Origin of the sequence: Pseudomonas granadensis (assembly GCF_900105485.1) — a bacterium.
GTDB lineage: Bacteria > Pseudomonadota > Gammaproteobacteria > Pseudomonadales > Pseudomonadaceae > Aquipseudomonas > Aquipseudomonas granadensis.
In genome coordinates, this window is record NZ_LT629778.1 from 2912242 (window position 1) to 2938126 (window position 25885).

Sequence of the window (25885 nt, forward strand, 5' to 3'; positions counted from 1 at the left end):
AAATGACCATGAAATGTCCGTTTTGAAGATGTTCGTTGGGCGCGAGTATCGGCGGGCGTACTGATGGCACCAACCTCTTTCTGCACTTTTTTACAATTCTCGTACATTCACGATACAAAAGCCGAAACCCGCACAAGCCTTGCGCCAGAGCGGTCATCACATTGTCATGTCGAGGGGATTTTCGCACCGACCCAATGGCTGATCCGACTCCCTGTATCCAACTTGATACCAACCAGTCATCGGCGTCGCGATTATTAGCACGCGTGTACCTAAAGCTTCGCCCGAGAACGACGATACGCTTTCGATAGCCGCACCTTTGCATCCCCGCCCCCCCAAACAAGAAACGCTGCTCAAGGACCGGTCTCCATGCCCGCATTCCGCACCATTCAGGCTCGCTATACGCTGTTTCTGGTTCTGTTCATCCTGCTGCTGTCAGTGTTGACGGTGGTCGGCATCAGCCAACTGGTCGCCCCGAAACTGCGCGAAACCGAAGAACAGGTGGTGCTCAACCGCATCGCCGAAGTCGCCGAGCAGATACAGGGCGAACTGAACAAGGTGCAGGCGCAACAGCGCAGCATCACCCAGACCATTCCATTGCTCGACAGCGCTGCCATCGATACCGTGCTGCCGGGACTCGTCGATCAGTACGGCGAGTTGAAGGTGTTTGGTGGCGGGATCTGGCCGCTGCCGGGCCAGCGCGAAGCCGGGCGCAACAAATTCAGTACGTTCTGGCACCGCGACGCCTCGGGCAAGCTCGCCGTCAACACGTTCTGGAACAGCGACGCCGCCCCCAACTATTACGACCAGAGCTGGCACAAGGGCGGCATGGCCACACCCCGCGGCCAGTGCGCCTGGGCGGCGGCCTATAAAGATGATGCCAGCGCCGAGCCACGCACCAACTGCGCCATGGCGATTCAGAAAAACGGCAGCGCCTGGGGCGTGTCGACCATTGACGTGACCCTGGGCTTTTTCAACGATCTGGTGGCGCGCAAGGAAAAAGACCTCAACGCCGAAATGCTCATTGTCGAGGCTGACGGCAAGATCATCAGTAACAGTTCGCGCATCAATGGTCCGATCGTGCTGAAGAACATCAGCGAACTGGCCGCGACCTCGACCTTCGCCGCTCAGGTGAAAACCGGCTTGCAGAACCGCGACCAGGCGCAGCGCAGCGAATTCGATAACAACGGTGAAGACAGCACGTTCTTCATGCGCCCGATCGAAGGCACGCCGTGGTTCCTCGCCACCGCCCTGCCGACGAAGATGCTTACCGCCCAGCGTGACGACGTGCTCAGCACCTTGAGCATGCTGCAGATTCCGCTGGTGATTCTGCTGGTGTTGTTGCAGGTCTACGCGATTCGCCAGTTGGTGCAGCGCATGAAAGCCTTGAAAGCCAACATCGACCTGCTGTCCAGCGGTGATGCCGACCTGACCCGCCGCATCACCATCCGCGCCGAAGACGAACTGGGTGCCATCGGTCATTCGGTCAACACGTTTATCGCCTACCTGCAAAACATGATCAGCGAAGTGACCCAGGCCACCGGCGCCATGGCCTCCAGCCTCGACGACCTGCAACGCACCTCGGCGCACACCGGCCAGATCCTGCTGCGCCACGCCTCGGAAACCGATCAGACCGTCACCGCCATCACCGAAATGAGTTCGACCGCCGAAAGCGTGGCGCAGAACGCTGCCGAAACCGCGGCCTTCACCCAGCGCGCCAACGAGAACGCCGATCGCTCACGCGTGGTGGTCGGCGAAGCCACCAACAGCGTTGTTGCGCTGATCGATGAAGTGGCGAGTGCCACGCACAAGGTCGAGAACATGCAGCAGGACGCTCAACGCATCACCGAGATTCTCGGCGTGATCGGCGCGATTGCCGGGCAGACCAACCTGCTCGCACTCAACGCCGCCATCGAAGCCGCACGCGCCGGCGAACAGGGCCGCGGTTTCGCCGTGGTGGCCGATGAAGTGCGCGCCCTCGCCGCCCGCACCCAGGCCAGCACCTCGGAAATCAACGAGATGCTGACGCGCCTGACGCAGGGCGTGAGCTCGTCGGTCAGCGCCATGGAAAACACCCAGGCCAGTTGCCAGTCCGCCGCTGACGCCACCGCACGGGTCAACTCGGGGCTGGACGAAATGGCCGGCTCGGTCAGCCATATCAACAGCCTCAGCACCCAGATCGCCACGGCTGCCGAACAGCAAAGCGCCGTCACCGAAGAGATCAACCGCAGCATGGTGCAGATTCGTCACATGGTCGACGAACTGGTGCAGAGCGGCCAGACCAGCGAACTCAACACCCGCCAGTTGCTGGAAGCCAACAGCCGGGTCAGCGCGATCATGGGGCGGTTCAAGGTCCGTTGATCTTCCAGACCTGGGCGCTTACTTCACTGAAACACGATCACCTGTAGGAGTGAGCCTGCTCGCGATAGCGCAATGTCAGCAAACACACATTGCCTGACACACCGCCATCGCGAGCAGGCTCACTCCTACAGGGTTTTGCCTGTGTGTTTTGCAACAACCGGAAACACTGCGTTGATGCTGAACAGCGAAAACCGGGCAAAATGCGTTCTTTCCGATCGCTACCCGAGCCGAGAACCGTCATGCGAACTCACCTGCGTCTGCTCGCCCTGAGCGCCCTGTTCATTTCCTCTCTCGCCCAGGCCGCCGACCTGATCCCGATCGAAGTCCACCGCGACGCCAACTGCGGTTGCTGCAAAAAATGGATCAGCCACCTCGAAGCCAACGGTTTCAAGGTCGACGATCACGTCGAAAGCGACATGAGCAGCTTCAAGCAACAGCACGGCGTGCCGCCCCGTCTGGCTTCGTGCCACACCGCAATCATCAACGGCATGTTCGTCGAAGGTCATGTCCCGGCTGAACAGGTGCTGGCCCTGAGCAAGCGCGACGACCTGCTCGGTGTGGCTGCGCCGGGCATGCCGATGGGTTCGCCGGGCATGGAAATGGACGGCATGAGCGATGCCTGGCAAGTGATCGGCCTGACAAAGGATGGCGCTGATGTCGTCGTGGCGGATTACCCGGCGCATTGATCGGGGCCGCTTATGCCGGGCTGTTCCTTGCCGCGTTCGGCGCCGCTACGCTGCTGCCACTGCAATCGGAAGCGCTGCTGGTCGGTTTGATCGTCAGCGAGCATTACTGGCTGTGGGGACTGCTGGGCGTGGCGACGCTGGGCAATGTCCTGGGTTCGCTGGTCAACTGGTGGCTGGGGCGAGGGCTTGAACGCTTTCAGGACCGGCGCTGGTTTCCGGTCAGTCGACAACATATGGCCACAGCTCAACAGCACTACCAGCGTTTCGGTCACTGGTCGCTGCTGTTCAGCTGGCTGCCGATTATCGGTGATCCATTGACGCTGATCGCCGGGGTCATGCGCGAACCGCTCGGGCGCTTCCTGCTGATCGTGACCCTGGCCAAAGGCGCGCGTTACGGTGCGCTGGCCATGCTGACGCTGGGCTGGCTCGGTTGAACCATCGGCCACGATCATTGCCTGTTTTTAACGTCGCCATAATCTGGTCGTTCGAGCATCGGCCCATTTCAAACGGAGTTTGACCTTATGCCTGTCTCGTTTTCCCGCTGGCTCCCCGGCCTGCTTCTTTGCGCTGCCCTGCCCTTGTCCGCTCAGGCTGCCACGCCAGCCGCCGCCGAAGGCCCGGCCTACGGCCCCGAGCTGCAAGGCTTCGATTACCCCTACACGCTGAAACACTTCGCCTTTGAATCCCAGGGCAAATCGCTGCAGATGGGTTACATGGACGTCGCCGCCAACGGCAAGGCCAACGGGCGCACCGTGGTACTGATGCACGGCAAGAATTTCTGCGCGGCGACCTGGGACAGTTCGATCAAGGCGTTGAGCGAGGCCGGTTACCGGGTGATTGCGCCAGATCAGATCGGCTTCTGTACCTCCAGCAAACCCGATCACTACCAGTACACCTTCCAGCAACTGGCGACCAACACGCAGCAGTTGCTCAAAGCGTTGGGTATCCAGAAAGCCACGCTGCTTGGCCACTCTACCGGGGGCATGCTCGCTACCCGTTATGCCTTGCAGTACCCCGAGCAGGTCGAACAGCTGGCGATGGTCAACCCGATCGGCCTGGAAGACTGGAAAGCCCTCGGCGTGCCCTATCGCACCATTGATCAGTGGTATCAGCGCGAACTGAAAGTCAGCGCCCAGGGCATTCGCGAGTATGAGCGCACCACCTATTACGACGGCCGCTGGAAGCCGGAATTCGACCGTTGGGTCGACATGCTCGCCGGGCTAAGCAAAGGCCCGGGCAAGACCCAGGTCGCGTGGAACTCCGCGCTGATCTACGACATGATCTTCACCCAGCCGGTGTATTACGAATTCAAGGACCTGAAGATGCCGACGCTGTTGCTGATCGGCACCTCCGACACCACCGCGATCGGCAAGGACATCGCACCGCCGGAAGTCAAAGCGAAGATCGGCCACTACGACGTGCTCGGCAAGCAAGTCGCCAAACTGATCCCGCAATCGACACTGGTCGAATTCCCCGGCATGGGCCATGCACCGCAAATGGAAGAACCCGCGCAGTTCCACAAGGCCCTGCTCGGCTGGCTGAACACATCCAATCCTGTTCGTTGATGAGGTAAGGCTGATGGCGGTGCAGATCGCAGTGATCGATGACTGGCAGGACGTGGCCCGCGACGTGGTCGACTGGTCAGTGCTCGAGAGCATCGGTGAATTGACCTTCGTGCATGACTACCCGGCGGACAACGCCACTCTCGCCGAACGTCTGGGCCGCTATCAGGTGATCTGCGTGATGCGTGAGCGCACGCGGTTCGACGAAGACCTGCTCAAGCGCTTGCCGGCGCTCAAGCTGCTGGTCACCGGCGGCATGCGCAACGCAGCGCTCGATATGCAGGCGGCGGCGAAACTCGGGATCAAGGTCTGCGGCACCGACAGTTACAAGCACGCCGCGCCCGAGTTGACCTGGGCGCTGATCATGGCCGCCACGCGCAATCTGCTCAACGAAGCCAACGCCTTGCGCAGCGGCCAGTGGCAGCAAGGCCTGGGCGGCGATCTGCATGGCAAGACGCTGGGCATTCTCGGTCTGGGCAGCATCGGCCAGCGCGTGGCGCAGTTCGGTCAGGTGTTTGGCATGCGGGTGATTGCCTGGAGCGAAAACCTCACTGCCGAGCGCTCCGCACAGGCCGGAGTGACTTACGTCAGCAAGCAGCAGCTGTTCCAGCAGGCCGATGTGCTGTCGGTGCACCTGGTGCTCAGCGAGCGCAGCCGCGGGCTTGTCGACGCGCAGGCGCTGGGCTGGATGAAACCGACTGCGTTGCTGGTCAACACCGCTCGCGGGCCGATCGTCGACGAAGCGGCGCTGATCAAGGCTTTGCAGAAACAGCACATTGCCGGGGCAGCGCTGGATGTCTTCGACGAGGAACCGCTGCCGGCGCTGCACCCGTTTCGCACACTCGATAACGTGCTGGCGACGCCGCATGTGGGGTATGTCAGTCGACAGAACTATGCGCAGTTCTTTGCGCAGATGATCGAGGATATTCAGGCCTGGGCTGCGGGGGAGCCGATTCGCCTGTTGAACTGAACGCCTCCCAAATCAAGCGGTGTAGCGGAAATCGCTATCGCGAGCAGGCTCACTCCTACATTTTGGAATGCGCACCCCTGTAGGAGTGAGCCTGCTCGCGATAGCGCCCTTGCAGCCACCATCAACTCCCGCACCACAACAGTGCAACCGCCCTCCCCGCTAGCACAAAATCGTGACCGCCCAGTCACCGTTTTGGCCCTCCGTCGCCGAAAAACCTGCCCTTCGTCGGTGCGTTTGCTCCGATCCAGCAATATTTTCTTACGCACAAACCGATTGTCGAACAATTTACCCATTTGCTCTGGCCCGCTCTAGGATCTGGCCTAGACTCATTTTCGCAGGGTGAAACCGCCCGGTCACATCGTCGAAAAAAAGTCGAAACTTTTGCATCCAGCGTCGGGTCATCAAGAAGACAGAGCCAAAACGACTGGTGCAATCCTTGCAATGGCTTCACCACCCATTCTGCTTGCGCGTGTTGGGTAGCGTTTGCTCACCGATGCGTGGCGCGTTTGCGCCCGGTCACAGGACGTGGCTCTGAATTTCGTTTGTACGAGACAAGAACAGATCAACACTACGGGAGATACATATGATCAGTGCGGCATTGGATATTCAGGGAGAGCGTGCTCACCAGGTGATTGGCGACTCGAGCACCGTCAGCGTTCCCGGCAGCCGATCGATCAACGTTCCCGGCACCAGGACGCTGACTCCGGTCGCGAGCAAGAACCCCAACAAGAAAAAAGTCCTGTTCGTCACCTCGGAAATCGCCGATCTGGTGAAGACCGGTGGCCTGGGCGACGTTTCCGCCGCCCTGCCGCGCGCCATGGCACATTTGCACGATGTGCGCGTGCTGATTCCCGGTTATCCGCAAGTGATGCACAGCGAAAACCCGATTCATATCATCGGCGAACTCGGTGGCCATGCCGCGCTGCCACCGTGCAAGATCGGGCGCATGGACATGCCCGACGGTCTGGTGATCTACGTGTTGATCTGCCCCGAACTGTACGAGCGTGAAGGTGGCCCTTACGGCGCCAACAACGGCCGCGACTGGCCAGACAACCATATTCGTTTCGCCCGCCTGGGGCTGGCCGCTGCCGATATCGCCGCCAACCTCGCGCAGATTCACTGGTGCCCGGACCTCGTCCACGCCCACGATTGGCCAGCAGGCCTCGCCCCGGCCTACATGCACTGGCGCGGCCAGCGTACGCCGACGCTGTTCACCATTCATAACCTCGCGTACCAGGGCGTGACCAGCCTCGGTTCCTGCCCGGAGCTGGGGATTCCCGCCCACGCCCTGCAGCAGGAAGGCATGGAATTCTACGGCAAGATGTCGTTCCTCAAGGCCGGCATGGCTTATTCCAGCCACATCACCACGGTCAGCGCCACGTACGCGCAGGAAATCACCACCCCGGATTTTGGCTGCGGCCTCGACGGTTTCCTCGCCGCCAAGACCCAGCAAGGCTTGCTCAGTGGCATCCCTAACGGCATTGATGAAAGCTGGGATTCGGCCACCGACCCGCACCTGTTCGCGCCATTCGCCATCGGCGACTGGGAAGGCAAAGCGGTCAACGCCGCCCATGTGCGCGAGCTGTTCGGCCTCAACGACTCGACCGGCCCGCTGTTCGCAGTGGTCTCGCGTCTGGTCTATCAGAAAGGTCTGGACCTGACTGAAGCGGTCTCCGCATTCATCGTGCAGAACGGTGGCCAGATCGCAATCATCGGCCGTGGCGAGCCGGAAGAAGAACAGGCCATGCGTGAGCTGGCGTTGCGCTTCCCCGGGCAGATCGGCGTACGCATCGGCTTCAACGAGACTGACGCGCGGCGCATGTTCGCTGGCAGCGATTTCCTGTTGATGCCTTCGCGTTACGAGCCTTGCGGCCTGAGCCAGATGTACGCGCAGCGCTTCGGTTCGTTGCCGGTGGCGCGCAATACCGGCGGTCTGGCCGACACCATTGAGAACGGCGTGACCGGCTTCCTCTTCGATGAATCCACCGTCGACAGCTACAAGGAAGCCCTGAGCCGCGCGTTCAAGGTCTTTGCCTTCCCCGAGCTGCTCAATGCCATGCGTTGCCGGGCCATGGCGGCGCCATTCAACTGGAGCAAAGCGGTCGAACCGTACGCCGAACTCTACGAAAAACTGGTGGCCAAGGCATTGGGTAAAGCCAGCCACAAATAATCAGGGAGGTTTCAAAGATGCCGTCAAGGACCCAAGAAACCTGGCCCCACGGCGCGATCGTGCTGGACGCCGAACACACGCAGTTTGCTTTGTGGGCTCCCGATGCGTTTTACGTCAGTGTTGAACTGGCCGATGGTCAATCGCTGCCCATGCTGCCGCAGGGTGATGGATGGTTTGTGATCAAGGCCCGCTGTCCAGCGGGCAGTCGCTACCGCTACTGTATCGATGGCGAACTGGAGGTGCCGGACCCGGCGTCCAGGGCGCAGGATGGCGACCTCGACCGCCACAGCGTGGTAGTCGACCCGCACGCTTACACCTGGCGACATAGCGCCTGGAAGGGTCGGCCGTGGAACGAAGCGGTGATCTACGAGCTGCACGTCGGTGCGCTCGGTGGCTTTGCCGAAGTCGAGCAGCATCTGGCCCGGCTCACCGCATTGGGTATCACCGCCATTGAATTGATGCCGCTGGCGCAATTTCCCGGTGATCGCAACTGGGGTTACGACGGCGTCCTGCCCTACGCCCCGCAAGCCTCTTACGGCACGCCGGAACAACTCAAACATCTGATCGACACCGCCCACGGCCATGGTCTGGCGGTGATTCTCGACGTGGTCTACAACCACTTCGGCCCCGACGGCAATTATCTGCACCGCTACGCGAAAAGCTTCTTCCGTGAGGACCAGCACACACCGTGGGGCGCGGCGATCGATTTCCGCCGCAGCGAAGTGCGCGAATTCTTCATCGAAAACGCACTGATGTGGGTGCTCGAATATCGCTTCGACGGCCTGCGCCTGGATGCCGTGCACGCCATTGGCGACTCTGACTTCCTGCGCGAAATGGCCCAACGGGTGCGACAACAGATCGATCCGGCCCGTCACGTCTGGCTGACCGTCGAAAACGAGCTGAATCAGGCCAGCCTGCTGGAGCACGATTACGACGCGCAGTGGAACGACGATGGCCACAACGCCTTGCACGTGCTGCTGACTGGCGAAACCGACGCCTATTACGCTGACTACGCCGAGCAACCGACTGAGCAACTGGTGCGCTGCCTGAGTCAGGGTTTTGTTTTCCAGGGCCACGTCAACCGTCATGGCGAACGGCGCGGCGAGCCGAGCGAGCATTTGCCGTCCACGGCATTCGTATTGTTTCTGCAGAACCATGACCAGATCGGCAACCGTGCGTTTGGCGAGCGTCTGCATCAACTCGCCGACCCACGCGCATTACAGGCAGCGACCGTGCTGTTGCTGCTGTCACCGATGGTTCCACTGATGTTCATGGGCGACGAGTTCGCCGCCGAGCAACCGTTTCTGTTTTTCACCAGTCATCACGGTGAACTGGCCGAACTGGTACGCGAGGGCCGGCGCAATGAGTTCGCCGCGTTCAGCGCCTTTGCCGATCCACACAAACGCGAGACGATCCCCGATCCGAATGCCGAAGCAACCTTCCACGCCTCCAAACCACGGCAAGAAAACGGCAATGAACGCCAACAGCGAACCCTCGAGCTGTACCGCGAGCTGTTGCACCTGCGCCATCAGCACATCACTCCCCACCTGCCCGGTACGCAAACGCTGGGCGCGCAGAAACTCGGTCACGCCGCCGTGAGCGCGCGCTGGCGGCTGGGCGATGGCAGCGAGCTGCGAATTGACCTGAACCTCAGCGACACGCCAGTGGTCAACCCTCCACACACCGATGCCGTCTGGCTGTTTCAGCAGCCTGCCGGTGTCACCCCGGATTCGGGCGAACTGCCCGCGTATTGCGCGCTTGTCAGCCTCACGGCCGCAACCCCTTTGCTACCTCTGGATGGAGAGCGCCTATGAGCGATGCGCAACTGGAAATACTCGCCAGCCGAGCCGGCCTCGCCGTCGACTGGATCGACGCCAACGGGCGTCAACAAAAAGTCGCTCCTGCGGTACTACGCAATGTCTTGATCGGCCTCGGCCACCCCGCCAGCACGGCGCAGGAAATCGATGCCAGCCTGCTGGAATTGCAAGCGGCGCAGCAGGACCACCACCTGCCGCCGCTGTTGACCTGCGATGTCGGCACACCGGTGGACCTGACGCGCTATTTCGCCCCGGAAACGCCTTGTGAAATCCACCTCGAAGACGGCTCACGGCTGGATCTCAAGCTCGATTCGCAAGCGATGCTGCCTGGCCTGATCCCGGTCGGTTATCAGCAAGTGCATATCGGCGATCAATATTTCACCCTGGCGGTGGCGCCGGAACGCTGCTTCAGCGTCGCCGACGCCGTCGACAATCCGATCCCTCGCGCCTGGGGCCTGAGCGCGCAATTGTATGCCTTGCGCCGTCCCGGCGATGGCGGCTTCGGCGACACCCTCGCCCTTGAAGAACTGGTGCGCGTGGCCGGTGAACGCGGCGCCGACGCCGTGGCGATCAGCCCGATGCACGCGATGTTCAGCGCCGACACCAGCCGCTACAGCCCGTATTCGCCCTCGAGCCGGCTGTTCCTCAATTCACTGTATGCCGCGCCCGGTGCGATCCTCGGTGAGCGGGCGTTGCGCGATGCGATCGACGCTACTGGTCTGGGCAACCAGTTCGCGCAGCTTGAAGACTTGACCCTGATCGACTGGCCGGCCGCGGCCGAGGCCAAGCAGAAATTGCTGCAAGCCTTGTACGACGGTTTTGTCGCCGGTGATCACCCTCTCCACCCGGACTTCGCCAGTTTCCGCCACAGCGGCGGCGAAGCGCTGGAGAATCATTGCCGGTTCGAAGCGATCCAGGAAATGCGCGCCGCCCGTGGCGAAAGCCTCGACTGGCGCGAATGGCCGGAGCACTGGCGCGACCCGCGCGGCGCGGCGCTGGAAGCTTTCGCCGAGGAATACGCCGAGCGCATTGGCTACTTCGCCTTTTGCCAATGGCTGATCCACCGCTGCCTGGAACGCGCACAGACCGCTGCGCGCAGCGCCGGCATGAGCATCGGCCTGATCGCCGATCTGGCGGTGGGCGCCGATGGCGCCGGCAGCCAGGCCTGGAGTTTTCAGGATGAGTTGCTGGCCTCGCTGACGGTTGGCGCACCGCCGGACATTCTTAATCGTTCCGGTCAGGGCTGGGGCATCTCCGCATTCTCGCCCGAAGGTCTGGTGCGCAACGGCTTTCGCGCCTTCATCGACATGCTGCGGGCCAATTTCGCCCACGCCGGTGGCTTGCGCATCGACCACGTCATGGGCCTGCAACGCCTGTGGGTGATCCCCAACGGCGCCGATCCCGCCGATGGCGCCTACCTCTATTACCCGTTTGACGACATGCTGCGGTTACTGACGCTGGAGTCCCACCGTCACCAAGCCATCGTGCTTGGCGAGGATCTGGGCACGGTGCCCGAAGGCCTGCGCGAAAAGCTCGCCGCGCGCTCGATGCTGGGCATGCGCGTGCTGCTGTTCGAACAGGACAACACGCATTTCAAGCCGATTCTCGACTGGCCCGACAACGCGCTGGCGACCACCAGCACTCACGACCTGCCGACGCTCAACGGTTGGTGGCACGGTCGGGATATCGACTGGAACGCACGCCTTGGGCTGGTCGACGCCAACGGCGAAATCGACTGGCGCCATCACCGTCGGCGCGAGCGCGAAGGCCTGCGCAATGCGTTGAGCCAGGATCCACAGAATTTTCGCGAGGAATCCCACGAAGCCGATCAAGTGGTCGATGCCAGCGTGCGGTTCCTCGGCCACACCCGTGCGCCCCTGGTGCTTTTGCCGCTGGAAGATGCCCTCGGCATCAACGAGCAGGCGAATCTGCCGGGCACCACGGACACCCACCCGAACTGGTCGCGGCGCTTGCCGGGCACCAGCGAAACGCTGCTCGACACCGACGATGCCGCGCGACGCCTGGAATTGCTCGCCTGTGCCCGACTCCAGGCTGCCGAGCGTGACCAATGAACCAAACGCTTATCCAGCCGCTGCGCGCAACCCTGCGGCTGCAATTTCATAAAGGCTTTACCCTCGAACAAGCGGTGCCACTGGTGCCGTACTTCGCAAGCCTCGGTATCAGCCATGTCTACGCCTCGCCACTGCTCGCGGCGCGCGCCGGCTCGATGCACGGTTACGACGTGGTCGACCCGACCCAGGTCAACCCGGAACTGGGCGGCGAAGCGGCGCTGCGGCGTCTGGTCAGCACCCTGCGCGAGCACAACATGGGGCTGATCCTCGACATCGTCTCCAACCACATGGCGGTGGGCGGCAGCGACAACCCGTGGTGGCTCGACCTGCTCGAATGGGGCCGACTGAGCCCCTACGGCGAATTCTTCGACATTCAGTGGCATTCCCCTGACCCGCTGATGGAAGGCCAGTTGTTGCTGCCGTTCCTTGGCAGTGATTACGGTGTGGCGTTGCAGGAAGGCACACTGAAGCTGCAATTCAACGCGCAGACCGGCGGTTTCCATGTCGAGCATTACGACCACCACTTCCCGATCTGCCCGAACGATTACGGCGAATTGCTCAAGGGCGACGAAGCGCTGAAATCCCTGGCCGATCGTTTCAGTGCGCTGAGCTATCAGACCGATGCGCATTCGCTGTCCATTCCGTTGAAGCAGGAACTGCAGCAACTGGCCGGCGATCCACAGATCCTTGACTCAATCCAGCGCAATCTGCAGCACTACGATTCGACGACAGCTGAGGGCTTCGGCAAGCTGCATCAGTTGCTCGAACGGCAGAGCTATCGCCTCGCCAGTTGGCGCACCGCAGCGGATGACATCAACTGGCGGCGCTTTTTCGACATCAACGAACTCGGTGGTTTGCGCGTCGAACGCCCGGCGGTGTTCGAAGCCACCCACGGCAAGATCTTCCAGTTGATCGAAGAAGGCCTGGTCGACGGCCTGCGCATCGACCACATCGATGGCCTCGCCGACCCACGGGGTTACTGCCGCAAACTGCGTCGGCGTCTCGACAGTCTTGCGCCGGGGCGGCACTTGCCGATCTACGTCGAGAAAATTCTCGGCGCCGGCGAAACCCTGCGCCGCGACTGGGCGGTGGACGGCACCACCGGTTACGAATTCATGAATCAGCTGTCGCTGTTGCAGCACGATCCGGACGGTGAACATGTCCTCGGTGAGCTGTGGCAGCGCCGCACCGAACGCCCCGCCGCGTTTATCGAAGAAGCGCAACTGGCGCGTCAGCAGATTCTCAACGGCTCGCTGGCCAGCGATTGCGAAAGCGTCGCCCAGGCGTTGCTGCAAGTGGCTCGCGACGACCTGATGACCCGCGACCTGACGCTCGGCGCGATCCGCCGGGTGTTGCAGGCGCTGATCGTGCATTTTCCGGTGTATCGCACCTATGTCAGCGCCATGGGCCGCTCTGAGCAGGACGAGTTGTTCTTCCAGAAAGCCATGGACGGGGCCCGGCAAACCCTCAGCGAAGCTGACTGGCCGGTGCTCGAGTGTGTCGCTGGCTGGCTCGGTGGCACGCCGTGGCGACGCAAGCCGCGCGGGCGCTCGCGCAAGATTCTCAAGCACGCCTGCGTACGTTTCCAGCAACTGACCTCGCCCGCCGCCGCCAAAGCCGTCGAGGACACTGCGCTGTATCGCTCGGCCGTGTTGCTGTCACGCAACGATGTCGGTTATGACACCGAGCAATTCAGCGCGCCGCTGAGTGACTTCCACGCTGTCAACCAACGGCGAATGAGCGAATTCCCGGATAACTTGCTGGCCACTGCGACCCACGATCATAAACGTGGCGAAGACACCCGGGCGCGTCTCGCCGTGCTCAGTGAACGCAGCCATTGGTACGCCGAGCAGGTGGAATTGTGGCGCGCCCTCGCGCGCCCGGTGCGCAGTGACGAACAGATGCCGTCGAATGGCGACGAACTGATCCTCTATCAAGCCTTGCTCGGCAGTTGGCCGCTGGACCTGCGCGATGACGATCAGGCCGGTTTCGCCGACTACGCCAAGCGCATCTGGCAGTGGCAACAAAAAGCCTTGCGTGAAGCCAAGCTGCAAAGCAGTTGGAGCGCGCCGAACGAAGCGTACGAAAACGCAGCGAAGGCGTTCACCGAAAAACTCCTGACCAGCGCTGAAGGCGAACTGTTACGCGCAGCGTTGAGCAAAACCGTCAACAGCATCGCCGCTGCCGGTGCCCTCAATGGTCTGGCGCAAACCTTGCTGCGCATGACCGTGCCGGGGGTGCCGGATCTGTATCAGGGCAACGAGTTCTGGGACTTCAGCCTGGTCGATCCGGACAATCGCCGGCCCGTGGATTACCCCGCGCGCGCGCAGGCCTTGCAGGCGCGAACGTCGGCCACCGAGTTGCTGGCGAACTGGCGTGACGGGCGCATCAAGCAGGCTCTGATCGCCGAGGTGCTGAACCTGCGCGCCGAGCATGCCGAGTTGTTCCGTCGGGGCAGCTATCAGGCCCTGGAAGTCCTTGGCAGCCAGGCGCATAACGTCCTCGCGTTCGCTCGCGAACATGAGGGCAAACAGGCCGTCGTGATCGTGCCGGTGCGTTGCGCGAACCTGCTGGAAAACAGTGCCCTGCCTCAAGTGGATGCGCTGCGCTGGGGCGATACGCGAGTGGTTTTACCATTCGCCGCCTCTGACACAAACCTGAAGGGACTTTTTGCCAGCGCAGCAGTCACAAAACACAGGGAGCTGAATGTCAGCGACGCGCTGGGGGATGTCCCGGTCAATCTCTTTATCCAACACTTAACGTAAGCAAGAGTTCAGTTCAGGAGTATTGCGATGAGCACCGACGATAAACGCATTCGCGAATTCGCCTATCAGATATGGGAATCGGAAGGTAAACCCGAAGGCCATGAGGAGCGCCACTGGGAGATGGCGCGCAAGCTGGCCGAGGCTGAAGCGCTGGCCCCGAAGAAGCCACCAAAGGCCACGGGTAGCAAAACCGCCGGCAAGACCGCGACCAGCAAGGCGACTGAGGGTAAAGCGGTAAACGGCAAGACCACGCCGGCGGCTAAAGCCAAACCGGCAGCGAAGGCCAAGCCGGCCAGCACCCCGAAAGTGGTGCCGCCGGGCGAAAAAGCCGCCGAGAAAAAACCGCGCGCGCCGAGAAAGCCTCCGGCGATCTGACGCCACCCGATTATTGAACTGAACGAATGTGTGGCGGGCTTGCTCGCCATAGAGGGCCCACTCGCCCTGAAGAAACCCCTACCCCCTTGTAGGAGTGAGCCTGCTCGCGATAGCGGTGTACCCATTGACACATTGGTCATCTGACACACCGCTATCGCGAGCAGGCTCACTCATACAGGGTTTTGCATCAGCCCAGAATTCGTTTTTTGCAGGAGCAATCATGACCCGTCCAAAAAAAGCCGAGCCCGCCGCGCACGCCGATCCGTCCAGAATCCGTGAAGGCCTGCCCTTCCCGCTCGGTGCGACCTGGGATGGTCTGGGGGTAAACTTTGCTCTGTTTTCCGCCAATGCCACCAAGGTCGAGCTGTGCATTTTCGACGATGCCGGTGAAGTCGAACTCGAGCGCATCGAACTGCCCGAGTACACCGACGAGATCTACCACGGCTACTTGCCGGATGCGCATCCTGGCCTGATCTACGGCTACCGCGTTTATGGCCCGTACGATCCGGCCAACGGCCACCGTTTCAACCACAACAAATTACTCATCGATCCGTATGCCAAACAACTGGTCGGCGAACTGAAATGGTCGGAAGCGCTGTTCGGCTACACCATCGGCCATCCGGACGCCGACCTCAGTTTCGATGAGCGCGACAGCGCGCCGTTCGTGCCCAAGTGCAAGGTCATCGACCCGGCGCACACCTGGGGTAACGACCACCGCGTCAGCGTGCCATGGGACAAGACGATCATTTATGAAACCCACGTGCGCGGCATCAGCATGCGTCACCCTTCCGTGCCGGAAAACGTACGCGGGACCTTTGCCGGCCTGATGGTCGACGATGTACTCGAACACGTCCGCAAGCTCGGTGTGTCGACGGTCGAGCTGCTGCCGATCCATGCCTTCGTCAACGATCAGCACCTGCTGCAGAAAGGCATGACCAACTACTGGGGCTACAACAGCATTGCCTTCTTCGCCCCGGATCCGCGCTACCTCGCCAGCGGCAAGATTGCCGAGTTCAAGGAAATGGTCGCGCACCTGCACGATGCCAATCTCGAAGTGATCCTCGATGTGGTCTACAACCACACCGCCGAAGGCAACGAGCAAGGCCCGACCCTGTCGATGCGCGGGATCGACAACGCCTCGTACTACCGCTTGATGCCTGACGACAAGCGCTATTACATCAACGATTCCGGGACCGGCAACACCCTCGACCTGAGCCATCCCTGCGTGCTGCAAATGGTCACCGACTCGCTGCGCTACTGGGCCAGCGAGATGCACGTCGACGGTTTCCGCTTCGATCTGGCGACCATTCTCGGGCGTTATCACGATGGTTTCGACGAGCGTCACAGCTTCCTCGTCGCCTGCCGTCAGGACCCGGTGCTGCGCCAGGTGAAAATGATTGCAGAGCCGTGGGATTGCGGTCCCGGTGGTTATCAGGTGGGCAACTTCCCGCCGGGCTGGGTCGAGTGGAACGACAAGTTCCGCGACACCGTTCGCGCGTTCTGGAAAGGTGACGACGGCCAGCTCGCCGACTTCGCCAGCCGCATGACCGCTTCGGGCGAGATGTTCAATCAACGCGGGCGCCGGCCTTACGCTTCGGTGAACTTCGTCACCGCGCACGACGGTTTCACCCTCAACGATCTGGTCTCGTACAACGACAAGCACAACGAAGCCAACGACGAAAACAATCAGGACGGCAGCAACAACAACCTGTCGTGGAACCACGGCGTCGAAGGCCCGACCGACGATGCGGAAATCAACGCCCTGCGTCACAGGCAGATGCGCAACTTCTTCGCCACGTTGCTGTTGGCCCAAGGCACGCCGATGATCGTCGCCGGCGATGAGTTCGCCCGCACCCAGGACGGCAACAACAATGCCTATTGCCAGGACAGCGAGATCGGCTGGGTCAACTGGGATCTGAGCGAGGACGGCAAGGCCCTGCTGAAGTTCGTCAAGCGCCTGATCAAGCTGCGGCTCGCTTACCCGATCCTGCGCCGTGGGCGGTTCCTGGTCGGCGAGTACAACGAGGACATCGGCGTCAAGGACGTCACCTGGCTGGCGCCGGACGCTACCGAGATGACCACCGAGCACTGGCATGACGCGCACAACCGCTGCCTGGGCATGTTGCTTGATGGTCGCGCGCAAGAGACAGGTATCCGACGCAAGGGTGGCGATGCGACGCTGTTGCTGGTAGTCAACGCGCACCACGACATCGTCAATTTTGTGCTGCCAGAAGTGCCGGACGGCGGCTTCTGGACGTGCATGGTCGATACCAATCAGCCGGCGATTCGCGGCCAGGAACGCTTCGAATTCGGCCACGAATACTCGGTGACCGGGCGCTCGTTGCTGTTGTTCGAACTGCAACGCGACGAAGAAGAGTGATATGGACCTGCAAAGCTATCTGGCCCGACGTGCGCCGGATTACGTCGCCACCGCCGCCCTCGGCCAATGCCTGCGGGCAATGGTCGAGGCCGGCCTGGATCGCCTGCCGCTACCCGGCAGCGGTCACACGCTGGAGCGTTTTCAGCGTTTGGCCGCGGTCGGCGGGCATGATCTGGGGCTGTGCAAACTGTACGAGGGGCACACCGACGCGCTGGCAATCATCGAACAATTGGGTGGCACCCCGACACCCGGCAGCACCTGGGGCATGTGGGCGGCAGAGCCGCCGCAGGCACGCGTCAAGGTGAGCCCGGCCGGGCACATGGTCAATCTCAATGGACGCAAGGCCTGGTGTTCCGGCGCGGCGGTGCTCAGCCATGCCCTGCTCACGGCGTGGGACGCTGACGATCAGCAGCAACTGGTCGCGGTGGCCCTCGATCAACCTGGCGTAACCATCACCGAGCACGGCTGGCAAGCCGTGGGCATGAGTGCCACCGGCAGCGTCGAGGTGGTGTTCGAGAATGCCGAAGCCCAGGCCATCGGTGATCCCGGCGACTACCTGCAACGGCCGGGCTTCTGGCAAGGCGGGATCGGTATTGCCGCGTGCTGGTACGGTGCTGCGCGGCAGATCGGCGAACGCTTGCGCCAACACTGTGCCGAACGCGATGAGCCGCACGCGCTGGCGCACCTCGGTGCGGTCGACAGCGCCTTGCAGGCTGCCGCCGATGTGCTGCGCTTCAGCGCTTTGCAGATCGACGCCCAGCCCGAAGCCGACGCGGAACTGCTGGCGCGGCGTGCGCGGGCGGTGGTCGAACAGTCCGCTGAACAGGTTTTGCGTGACACCGGCCGAGCGCTCGGTGCCGGGCCGTTTTGTCAGGATCGCCGTTTTGCCCATCTGGTGGCCGACCTGCCGGTGTTCCTGCGTCAGAGTCATGCCGAGCGCGATCTTGCTGCGCTCGGGCAAAGGGTCGCGCAGCAGCCCGGCGAGGTCTGGGCGCTATGAAAGCCAACCCGATTGTCGGCCAGGGCACCTCGCTGCATCAGTGGCAAAATTCGCAGCGCCTGGCGGAGCTGCCGGTGATCGATGTGCTTGATCTGGTGCCGGTGGGCGCGCGGGCCGTGATCGTCGCGCCGCACCCGGATGACGAAGTGCTCGGTTGCGGCGGGTTGATGCAACTGCTCGCCGCCGCCGGACGGCCAATGCAACTGATCTCGGTCACCGACGGCAGCGCCAGCCACCCCGGCTCGACGCTCTGGCCGGTTGAACGTCTGAGCGTAGTGCGCCCGCAGGAGTCCGCCGAAGCCTTGCGCCGTCTCGGCTTGCCGATGCACAGTCTGAAATGGCTTCGCGGCGGTTTCACCGATACCCAAGTAGCGGCGCAGGAGCAGGCACTGAGCGAATTCATTCAAAGCTATTTGCATCCTCACGACGTGCTGTTTACCACGTGGCGTGAGGACGGTCACAGCGATCATGAAGCGGTCGGCCGCGCCAGCCTCGAAGCGGCGCGCCGTGCCGGCGTGGTGTGTCACGAGCTACCGGTGTGGACCTGGCACTGGGCGACGCCGGAAGACGCGGCGGTGCCGTGGCAACGCGCGCGCAAGATTCTGTTGTCGCCGACGCACGTCGCACGCAAACGCCACGCCGCCCATGCGTTCGCCAGCCAACTGGAAGGCGACCGCGATGCAGGACTGGCGCCGGTGTTGGCGCCGTATGTCCTTGAACGTTTGTTGCAGCCTTTCGAAGTGGTGTTCCTTTGAGTGTCGAGGATCGCTATTTCGACGGTCTGTTTTCCGGTAACGACGACCCTTGGGCATTCCGCCAACGCTGGTACGAACAGCGCAAACGCGCGATCACCCTCGCCGCCCTGCCGCGTCCGCATTATCGGGCGATCTTCGAACCGGGTTGCGCCAACGGCGAACTGAGCGCCGAGCTGGCCAGCCGTTGCAGCCGTCTGGTGTGCTGCGACACTGCCGCCGCCGCGGTGAAACTGGCGCAGACCCGCTTGAGCCTGTTCGACCACGTCGAAGTGCGGCAGAACCGCCTCCCCGGGCACTGGCCGGAGGAAAAATTCGACCTGATTGTATTTAGCGAAATCGGCTACTACCTCGACCGCGAGGATCTGACAGAAGTGATCCGCCACATCGGCAATTCCCTGACCGCCGACGGCCAATTACTGGCCTGCCACTGGCGCCCGCCGATCGAGGGCTGCCCGTTGAATGCACGGCAGGTCCACGACCAGATCCATGAACAACTGGCATTGCCGCGTCTGGTGTTGCATCAGGAAGCGGATTTCATTCTTGAGGTCTGGAGTCGCGAGCCACGTTCGGTGGCGGCGCTGGAGGGTTTGCGTTGATTGGTATCGTCATTCCGGCACACAACGAAGAGACGCTGCTCGATGAGTGCCTGCGCGCCGCGCTCCGCGCAAGCAAACATGCGCAACTGGCCGGCGAGGAAGTGCAGGTGTTGGTGGTGCTCGACAGCTGCACCGATCGTTCGGCGCAAATCGTCAGTCAATACCCGGTGCTGTGCTTGCCGATAGACGCCAGCAACGTTGGCGAAGCGCGCGCCGTCGGCGCCTGGTGGCTGCTGGAGCGCGGCGCACGCTGGATCGCCTGCACCGACGCCGACAGCCGCGTCGCCGACGATTGGCTGGTCGCCCAGCTGGGCCTGCAGGCGGACGCGGTGTGCGGCACGGTGACCATCGAGCATTGGCCCGATTCAGTCGATGAGGCGGCGCAAATCCGCTATCAACGCCACTATCAGGCGCGCGAGGGCCACCGGCATATCCACGGCGCCAACCTGGGTGTCAGCGCGGCGGCTTATATCTCTGCCGGCGGCTTCAAACCCTTGGCTTGCGACGAGGATGTGCAACTGGTGCGCGCCCTGGAACGCTCGGGTGCGCACATCGCCTGGAGCCATCGCCCACGGGTGCACACCAGCGCCCGCCTCGACAGCCGCGCCCGCGGCGGATTCGGCGACTATTTGCGCAATCTGACACAGTCTGGCGAAAAAAATACGGATCAGATTGATCTGTGACGCGACGAATCCCGTGTCTTGAGCAATACTCTGCATCGCGGTAACCCAAGGGTCGGAGCACCGCACAGTTGCAACCCATTTTGCCATCAGCGTTCACGGCCAGCGTTTGTGACCGATGACGCCGGGCATGCCACACAAGGACGTCGCACTGATGAAACCGTTCATCCTCAATGAAAGCAATCTGCCGGCGCAAATCTGGAATTCGGCCGCGCAGCTCGACAGCATTCCCGTCATCAATACCCTCGCGCTGGTCCCGCCCGGCGCTCGCGCCGTGTTGATCGCCCCGCATCCCGGTGATGAGGTGGTAACGTGTGGCGGTCTTCTGCAACTGCTCGCCAGCCTCGGCCATCCGCTGCAATTGCTCTCGATTACCGATGGCAGCGCCAGCCACCCCGGCTCGCGGCAATGGTCGGAAAAACGCCTGAGCGTGTTTCGCCCCCAGGAAAGCGTCGAAGCCCTGCGCCGCCTCGGCCTGCCGATGCACAGCCTGAAATGGGTGCGCGGCGGTTTCACCGACAATGCCCTGCGGGTACAGGAGGCGCAGGTCTGCGAGTTCATCGGTCGCTACCTGCGCCCCGGCGATGTGGTGTTCAGTACCTGGCGCAACGATGGCAACGATGACCATGAAGCGGTCGGCCGTGCCAGCGCCAAAGCCGCAGAACAGGTCGGCGCCCGCTACCACGATGTGCCGGTCTGGGCTTGGCACTGGCCGGAGCGCGAACAGCAACAGATCCCCTGGGAGCGCGCACGCAAAGTGCGCCTCGACACCTGGACCGTCGCGCGCAAAAGCCACGCCACCCACGCCTACGCCAGCCAGCTCAACGGCGAACCGGCCATTGGCATCGCGCCGCTGTTGCCACCGGTGATCCTGGAGCGGATGCGCTTGCCCTATGAAATTGTCTTCGTCTGACAATGAATGCCCCCTGTAGGAGTGAGCCTGCTCGCGATAGCGGTCTATCAATTGACGCACCTATTGCCTGACCCACCGCTATCGCGAGCAGGCGAAGGCCTACATAGGGGTTGTGTTCAGATCAGACGGAACTGCCGCCCCTCCCCATCAGTCGCATGAACAAGCGTGCGTAATTTCGAGGAGTGAACGTGTCCAGCGAACCCGAGCGTCAGCGTGTCGACGCACCCGTCATTCATCGCCTGCGCGTGTTGACGGTCAATACCCACAAGGGCTTCACCGCACTGAATCGCCGCTTCATCCTGCCCGAGCTGCGCGAAGCGGTGCGCAGTACGGCGGCCGACCTGGTGTTCTTGCAGGAAGTGGTCGGTGAACATGAACGGCATTCGAGCCGTTACAACGAATGGCCGCAAACCTCGCAATACGAATTTCTCGCCGACAGCATGTGGAGCGATTTTGCCTACGGGCGCAACGCTGTGTACCCTGACGGCCATCACGGCAATGCCCTGCTGTCGAAATACCCGATCCGCGAATACCGCAACCTCGATGTGTCGATCACCGGCCCCGAACGGCGTGGCTTGCTGCATTGCATACTCGATGTGCCGGGGCACGCCGAAGTGCATGCCATCTGCGTGCATTTGAGTCTGCTCGAAAGCCACCGGCAATTGCAGTTGAAGCTGCTTTGCCAGCTACTGGAATCGCTGCCTGACGATGCCCCGGTGATCATCGCCGGCGACTTCAACGACTGGCAGTTGCAAGGCAACGTCGCCCTTGCCCGGCGTGACTATCTGCACGAGGCATTCGAGCGTCATCATGGCCGCCCGGCCAAGACCTATCCGGCACGATTCCCATTGCTGCGACTGGACCGGATCTACCTGCGCAATGCCAGCAGCCATGACCCGCAAATCCTTGGCAACAAACCGTGGACGCATCTTTCCGATCATTTGCCGCTGGCAGTGGAAGTGCATCTGTAGACGCAATTTTGACAGTGCCTTGATTGGCGCCGAGTTCGGCGGCGCCACTGTTGGCGCATGGACGACTACCTTCCGTCGGGGGACTGAAAAGCTCTGCCTGGCTGTTGCGCAGGCGATTCCTCGCACAAACAACCACTTAGTAATACGCATAAAAACAAAGATTTGGCGGAGCCGTTTTGCCATTACCGCCCATCGTCCAATTTCTTGACGCAGCGCCATCACTCTTCTTATCTCTACCTTACTACCCCGGAAAATCAACCGGGACGAACCTCCGGCCACTCGCAAAAGCGAGCGGTCATGGCTCGCCCCGCTCCATTCGGTCGCCCCTCGTTCGGGATAGGAGAGGCGCCACATCGAGATGCCGCATGCGCCTGCAAGGTAGACCGCCATGAAAACTTCACTCACCCCACAAGAGATCAGATTCACTTTCTGCACCGTGTCGAGTTCGATCCTGTTGTGCTCGTCCATGGAGGCCAAGGCCGAGCCAGCGGTGGATGCCACCCGCATCTGGTATCGCGCGGATGTGCCGGTGATGACCCTCCCCGTCACAGTGATTACCCCTGACCCGCAGCAACTCGGCCCACGGCGTGACCCAATCGGCTCACGGCTGATCAGCGACGATCTCGCACCGTCAGCCTGGGATGAGTTGTACGGGCGCAGTGCGCGGCAAGCGCAAACCGATGTGTTGTCGTCCAGCTACGCAATGCCCGGCAGCGGCGAGAGCAAAGGGCCGGCGCTGCTGACCCTGCAAAGCCACAACGGCTATACGCAAACCATCGGTGTCATCGGTGGCGATTATCAGATCCGCGGTAATCGCAACGGCCCGCTGACCAGCCGCGCCCTCGCCGACCCCGGCACTGACACACTGAATCTGCAAGGCCAAAGCCTGGGTGCCTATTACAGCCTGACCGGCGCTCAGGGCTGGCACGTCGATCTGTCCGCCAGCGCCGGACGTGTCAGTGGTTTCAGCCGCAGCCCGCAAGGCGCACGCCAGGCCAGTGAAGGCAGCGCGATGACCTTCTCGGTCGAAGGCGGCTTCCCCATCGGGCTGAGCGAAAACTGGGTGGTGGAGCCGCAGGCGCAATTGATCAATCAACGCATCAGCCTCGACACGCCTTATGCAGGTTCCGGCAACACCTCGTCCAGTGACCTGACGGCGTGGAGCGGTCGCGTCGGCGCGCGATTGAAGGGCAGTTACGATTTGAACGGTTTGCCGGTGGAACCCTACGTGCGCACCAACCTCTGGCATACCGTCTACACCGGCAGCACAGTGACGCTTGATCAGGTCGACAAGATCAGCAGCAGCCGCAAGTCATCGACCGTGGATTTAGGCCTCGGACTGGTGGCACGCATGAGTCCCACGGTGAGCCTGTATGTGAGTGCCGATTACAGCAGCGACGTCGATGACAATGATTTGAATGGGTTGATCGGCAGCCTGGGTGTGCGGATGCGTTGGTGAGTGATTGGCTTGGTTGCTACTGTGTTTGCGCTGACGCCATCGCGAGCAGGCTCACTCCTACAGGGGAACGCATTCCAAATGTAGGAGTGAGCCTGCTCGCGATGGCTGCGCCACGGTCTCGGATCAACCCTCCGGCTTGAGAATCAACACGGCCAGCGGCGGCAGGTTCAGCTCCAGCGACAGCGCCTGACCATGGCTTGGCACTTCTTCGGTCTGCGCCCCGCCGCCGTTGCCATAGTTGGAACCGGCATAGGTCTCGGCGTCGCTGTTGAGCAGTTCTTTCCAGCGGCCGGCAAACGGCACACCGACACGATAGGACTGGCGCGGCACCGGCGTGAAGTTGGCCACCACCAGCACCGGCTCGCCCTCCTTGCTCCAGCGCAACCAGGCGTAAACGCTGTTGATCGCATCGTCGCCGATCAACCACTGGAAGCCCTGCGGTGCGTCGTCCTGATCATGTAGCGCCGGTTCATCGCGATACAACCGATTGAGATCGCCGACCAGCTTCTGCACGCCCTTGTGCTCGGAATACTGCAGCAGGTACCAGTCCAGTTGCTGATCGTGGTTCCACTCGCGCCACTGGCCGAACTCGCAGCCCATGAACAGCAACTTTTTGCCCGGGTGGGTCCACATGAAGCTCAGATAGGCGCGCAGGTTGGCAAATTTTTGCCAGCGGTCGCCGGGCATCTTGTCGATCAGCGAATGCTTGCCGTGCACCACTTCGTCGTGAGAAATCGGCAGGATGAAACGCTCGGACCAGGCGTAGACCAGACCGAAACTCAGCTCGTTGTGATGGTGCGCGCGGTACACCGGATCCTGCTGGATGTAATGCAGCGAATCGTGCATCCAGCCCATGTTCCATTTGTAGGAAAAGCCGAGGCCGCCCTGCTGGGTGCTCTGGCTGACACCGGGCCATGCAGTGGACTCTTCGGCAATCACCAGCGCGCCCGGCGCTTCGAGTTCGACTACATCGTTCAAGTGGCGCAGGAAGTCGATCGCCTCAAGGTTCTCGCGTCCGCCGTGGCGGTTCGGCACCCATTCGCCGGCCTTGCGTGAATAGTCGCGATAGAGCATCGAAGCCACCGCGTCGACGCGCAAACCGTCGATATGGAAATGCTTCAACCAATGCAACGCCGAGGCGAGCATGTAGCCGTGCACTTCAGTGCGGCCAAGGTTGTAGATCAGTGTGTCCCAGTCCTGATGGAAGCCTTCCAGCGGGTTGGCATATTCATACAGCGCGGTGCCGTCGAATTGCGCCAGGCCGTGGGTATCGGTCGGGAAATGCGCCGGCACCCAGTCGAGGATCACACCGATATCGGCCTGATGGCAGGCATTGACGAACGCGGCGAACTGATCCGGCGTGCCATAACGGGCGCTCGGCGCGAACTGCGAGAGCAATTGGTAACCCCAGGAACCACCAAACGGGTGCTCCATGATCGGCATCAGCTCGATGTGGGTGAAACCGAGTTCTTTCACGTACGGAATCAGTCGGTCGGCGAGTTCTGGCCACGTGTACTGGCGCGCTACTTCGCCGAGATCGTCCAGCTCGCATTGCCACGAACCGGCGTGCAATTCGTAGATCGACAGCGGCTTGGCACGTTGCTGGCGCTCGTGGCGGCGGCTCATCCAATCCTGATCCTGCCAGTCGATCTGCAACGGCGAGGCGACTTTCGAGGCAGTATCCGGCGGCAGGCTGGTAGCCAGCGCCATCGGATCGGCCTTGAGCGGCAAAATGCCGTGCGAGCCAAGAATTTCGTATTTGTACAACTCACCCGCTTGCAGACGCGGAATGAACAGTTCCCACACCCCGGACGGATGACGCAGACGCATCGGATGACGACGGCCGTCCCAGACGTTGAAATCACCGACCACCGAAACCCGCCGGGCATTCGGCGCCCACACGGCGAAGCGCACACCATCGACGCCGTCGACGGTTTTCAGCTGCGCGCCCAGGCAGGCACTGAGGTCACGATGATTGCCTTCGGCGAACAGGTACAAGTCCATCTCACCGAGCAACTGACCAAAGCTGTAAGGATCTTCCGCGACCTGCTCGCCGCCCGCCCAACGGGTGCGCAGCAGGTACGAACGCGCCTGGCCAAAGTGCCCGACAAACAGCCCGGGCGTTTCGGTCATTTCCAGCGGGCCGAGTTCTTCGCCGCTGTCCTTGTCCAGCACCGCCACACTCAGCGCGCCGGGCAGATAGGCGCGGATGAATTGCCCGCCAGCGCCATCGCCGTGCGGACCGAGAATGGAAAAAGGATCGTGATGCTCAGCACGCACCAAGGCATCGATATCTTTTGCCGAGGGCAGCAAGGCCTCTTTGACCTGACCCTGTTCCTTGTTCGAGAAACTCATG

General features: G+C 61.9%; 18 protein-coding genes and 2 pseudogenes. 19 read left to right on the forward strand and 1 reads right to left on the reverse strand.

Features of this window, described 5'->3' with window-relative positions:
- Positions 1-366: 366 nt before the first annotated feature.
- The 19 genes and pseudogenes from BLU52_RS27250 to BLU52_RS12955 form a co-directional block, all read left to right on the forward strand.
- Positions 367-1449: pseudogene (locus BLU52_RS27250) on the forward strand (cache domain-containing protein); the annotation flags it as partial.
- Positions 1450-1830: 381 nt separating this feature from the next.
- Positions 1831-2358, forward strand: a pseudogene (locus BLU52_RS27255) (methyl-accepting chemotaxis protein); the annotation flags it as partial.
- Positions 2359-2597: 239 nt separating this feature from the next.
- Positions 2598-3044 carry a DUF411 domain-containing protein gene (locus BLU52_RS12875; RefSeq protein ID WP_090283708.1) on the forward strand — a complete coding sequence of 149 codons (447 nt, stop codon included), beginning with the start codon at positions 2598-2600 and terminating at the stop codon, positions 3042-3044.
- Positions 3044-3478 (forward strand): YqaA family protein, encoded by a 435-nt coding sequence (locus BLU52_RS12880; protein ID WP_090288542.1) that lies wholly within the window; start codon positions 3044-3046, stop codon positions 3476-3478. The genes BLU52_RS12875 and BLU52_RS12880 overlap by 1 nt, the downstream gene beginning before the upstream one ends.
- Positions 3479-3565: 87 nt before the next feature.
- Complete coding sequence (locus BLU52_RS12885) at positions 3566-4609, forward strand: alpha/beta fold hydrolase (protein ID WP_090283710.1); 1044 nt, start codon at positions 3566-3568, stop codon at positions 4607-4609.
- A gap of 13 nt (positions 4610-4622) precedes the next feature.
- Entirely contained in the window at positions 4623-5576 is a 954-nt protein-coding gene (locus BLU52_RS12890; RefSeq protein ID WP_090283713.1) for a D-2-hydroxyacid dehydrogenase family protein, read from the forward strand.
- A gap of 583 nt (positions 5577-6159) precedes the next feature.
- A complete protein-coding gene (glgA, locus tag BLU52_RS12895) occupies positions 6160-7746 on the forward strand; it encodes a glycogen synthase GlgA (RefSeq protein WP_090283715.1) in 1587 nt (528 codons plus the stop codon).
- A 17-nt stretch (positions 7747-7763) separates the two neighbouring features.
- Entirely contained in the window at positions 7764-9560 is a 1797-nt protein-coding gene (treZ, locus tag BLU52_RS12900) for a malto-oligosyltrehalose trehalohydrolase (protein ID WP_090283717.1), read from the forward strand.
- Positions 9557-11635 carry a 4-alpha-glucanotransferase gene (gene malQ / locus BLU52_RS12905; RefSeq protein WP_090283719.1) on the forward strand — a complete coding sequence of 693 codons (2079 nt, stop codon included), beginning with the start codon at positions 9557-9559 and terminating at the stop codon, positions 11633-11635. Before treZ ends, malQ begins: the two co-directional genes overlap by 4 nt.
- Entirely contained in the window at positions 11632-14400 is a 2769-nt protein-coding gene (locus BLU52_RS12910; RefSeq protein WP_090283720.1) for a malto-oligosyltrehalose synthase, read from the forward strand. The genes malQ and BLU52_RS12910 overlap by 4 nt, the downstream gene beginning before the upstream one ends.
- 27 nt (positions 14401-14427) lie before the next feature.
- Positions 14428-14775: a DUF2934 domain-containing protein gene (locus BLU52_RS12915; RefSeq protein WP_090283722.1), complete on the forward strand. Its 348-nt coding sequence runs from the start codon at positions 14428-14430 to the stop codon at positions 14773-14775.
- A 220-nt stretch (positions 14776-14995) separates the two neighbouring features.
- On the forward strand, positions 14996-17155 hold the full coding sequence (gene glgX / locus BLU52_RS12920; RefSeq protein WP_090283724.1) for a glycogen debranching protein GlgX: 2160 nt from the start codon (positions 14996-14998) through the stop codon (positions 17153-17155).
- Position 17156: 1 nt separating this feature from the next.
- Positions 17157-18155 carry an acyl-CoA dehydrogenase family protein gene (locus BLU52_RS12925; RefSeq protein WP_090283725.1) on the forward strand — a complete coding sequence of 333 codons (999 nt, stop codon included), beginning with the start codon at positions 17157-17159 and terminating at the stop codon, positions 18153-18155.
- Positions 18152-18910, forward strand: a complete 759-nt coding sequence (locus tag BLU52_RS12930; RefSeq protein WP_090283726.1) for a PIG-L deacetylase family protein — start codon at positions 18152-18154, stop codon at positions 18908-18910. The genes BLU52_RS12925 and BLU52_RS12930 overlap by 4 nt, the downstream gene beginning before the upstream one ends.
- Positions 18907-19506, forward strand: a complete 600-nt coding sequence (locus tag BLU52_RS12935) for an SAM-dependent methyltransferase (RefSeq protein WP_090283728.1) — start codon at positions 18907-18909, stop codon at positions 19504-19506. Before BLU52_RS12930 ends, BLU52_RS12935 begins: the two co-directional genes overlap by 4 nt.
- Positions 19503-20189 (forward strand): glycosyltransferase, encoded by a 687-nt coding sequence (locus BLU52_RS12940; protein ID WP_090283730.1) that lies wholly within the window; start codon positions 19503-19505, stop codon positions 20187-20189. The genes BLU52_RS12935 and BLU52_RS12940 overlap by 4 nt, the downstream gene beginning before the upstream one ends.
- Positions 20190-20340: 151 nt before the next feature.
- The gene (locus BLU52_RS12945) at positions 20341-21099 is read left to right on the forward strand and encodes a PIG-L deacetylase family protein (protein ID WP_090283732.1); all 759 of its coding nucleotides are present in this window, start codon (positions 20341-20343) and stop codon (positions 21097-21099) included.
- Between the two features lie 188 nt (positions 21100-21287).
- Positions 21288-22070 carry an endonuclease/exonuclease/phosphatase family protein gene (locus BLU52_RS12950; RefSeq protein ID WP_090283735.1) on the forward strand — a complete coding sequence of 261 codons (783 nt, stop codon included), beginning with the start codon at positions 21288-21290 and terminating at the stop codon, positions 22068-22070.
- 388 nt (positions 22071-22458) lie between these two features.
- A complete protein-coding gene (locus tag BLU52_RS12955; RefSeq protein WP_090283737.1) occupies positions 22459-23529 on the forward strand; it encodes an autotransporter domain-containing protein in 1071 nt (356 codons plus the stop codon).
- Positions 23530-23652: 123 nt separating this feature from the next.
- Here the strand turns inward: BLU52_RS12955 and glgB are convergent, their stop codons facing one another.
- Complete coding sequence (gene glgB / locus BLU52_RS12960; RefSeq protein ID WP_090283739.1) at positions 23653-25884, reverse strand: 1,4-alpha-glucan branching protein GlgB; 2232 nt, start codon at positions 25882-25884, stop codon at positions 23653-23655.
- Position 25885: the final 1 nt, after the last annotated feature.

Excerpts from the sequence above, each read along its gene's own strand:
- BLU52_RS12875 (WP_090283708.1), top strand. The coding sequence starts at position 2,598 with ATGCGAACTCACCTGCGTCTGCTCGCCCTGAGCGCCCTGTTCATTTCC.
- BLU52_RS12885 (WP_090283710.1), top strand. The coding sequence starts at position 3,566 with ATGCCTGTCTCGTTTTCCCGCTGGCTCCCCGGCCTGCTTCTTTGCGCT.
- BLU52_RS12890 (WP_090283713.1), top strand. The coding sequence starts at position 4,623 with ATGGCGGTGCAGATCGCAGTGATCGATGACTGGCAGGACGTGGCCCGC.
- glgA (WP_090283715.1), top strand. The coding sequence starts at position 6,160 with ATGATCAGTGCGGCATTGGATATTCAGGGAGAGCGTGCTCACCAGGTG.
- treZ (WP_090283717.1), top strand. The coding sequence starts at position 7,764 with ATGCCGTCAAGGACCCAAGAAACCTGGCCCCACGGCGCGATCGTGCTG.
- malQ (WP_090283719.1), top strand. The coding sequence starts at position 9,557 with ATGAGCGATGCGCAACTGGAAATACTCGCCAGCCGAGCCGGCCTCGCC.
- BLU52_RS12910 (WP_090283720.1), top strand. The coding sequence starts at position 11,632 with ATGAACCAAACGCTTATCCAGCCGCTGCGCGCAACCCTGCGGCTGCAA.
- BLU52_RS12915 (WP_090283722.1), top strand. The coding sequence starts at position 14,428 with ATGAGCACCGACGATAAACGCATTCGCGAATTCGCCTATCAGATATGG.
- glgX (WP_090283724.1), top strand. The coding sequence starts at position 14,996 with ATGACCCGTCCAAAAAAAGCCGAGCCCGCCGCGCACGCCGATCCGTCC.
- BLU52_RS12925 (WP_090283725.1), top strand. The coding sequence starts at position 17,157 with ATGGACCTGCAAAGCTATCTGGCCCGACGTGCGCCGGATTACGTCGCC.
- BLU52_RS12930 (WP_090283726.1), top strand. The coding sequence starts at position 18,152 with ATGAAAGCCAACCCGATTGTCGGCCAGGGCACCTCGCTGCATCAGTGG.
- BLU52_RS12945 (WP_090283732.1), top strand. The coding sequence starts at position 20,341 with ATGAAACCGTTCATCCTCAATGAAAGCAATCTGCCGGCGCAAATCTGG.
- BLU52_RS12955 (WP_090283737.1), top strand. The coding sequence starts at position 22,459 with ATGAAAACTTCACTCACCCCACAAGAGATCAGATTCACTTTCTGCACC.
- glgB (WP_090283739.1), bottom strand. The coding sequence starts at position 25,884 with ATGAGTTTCTCGAACAAGGAACAGGGTCAGGTCAAAGAGGCCTTGCTG.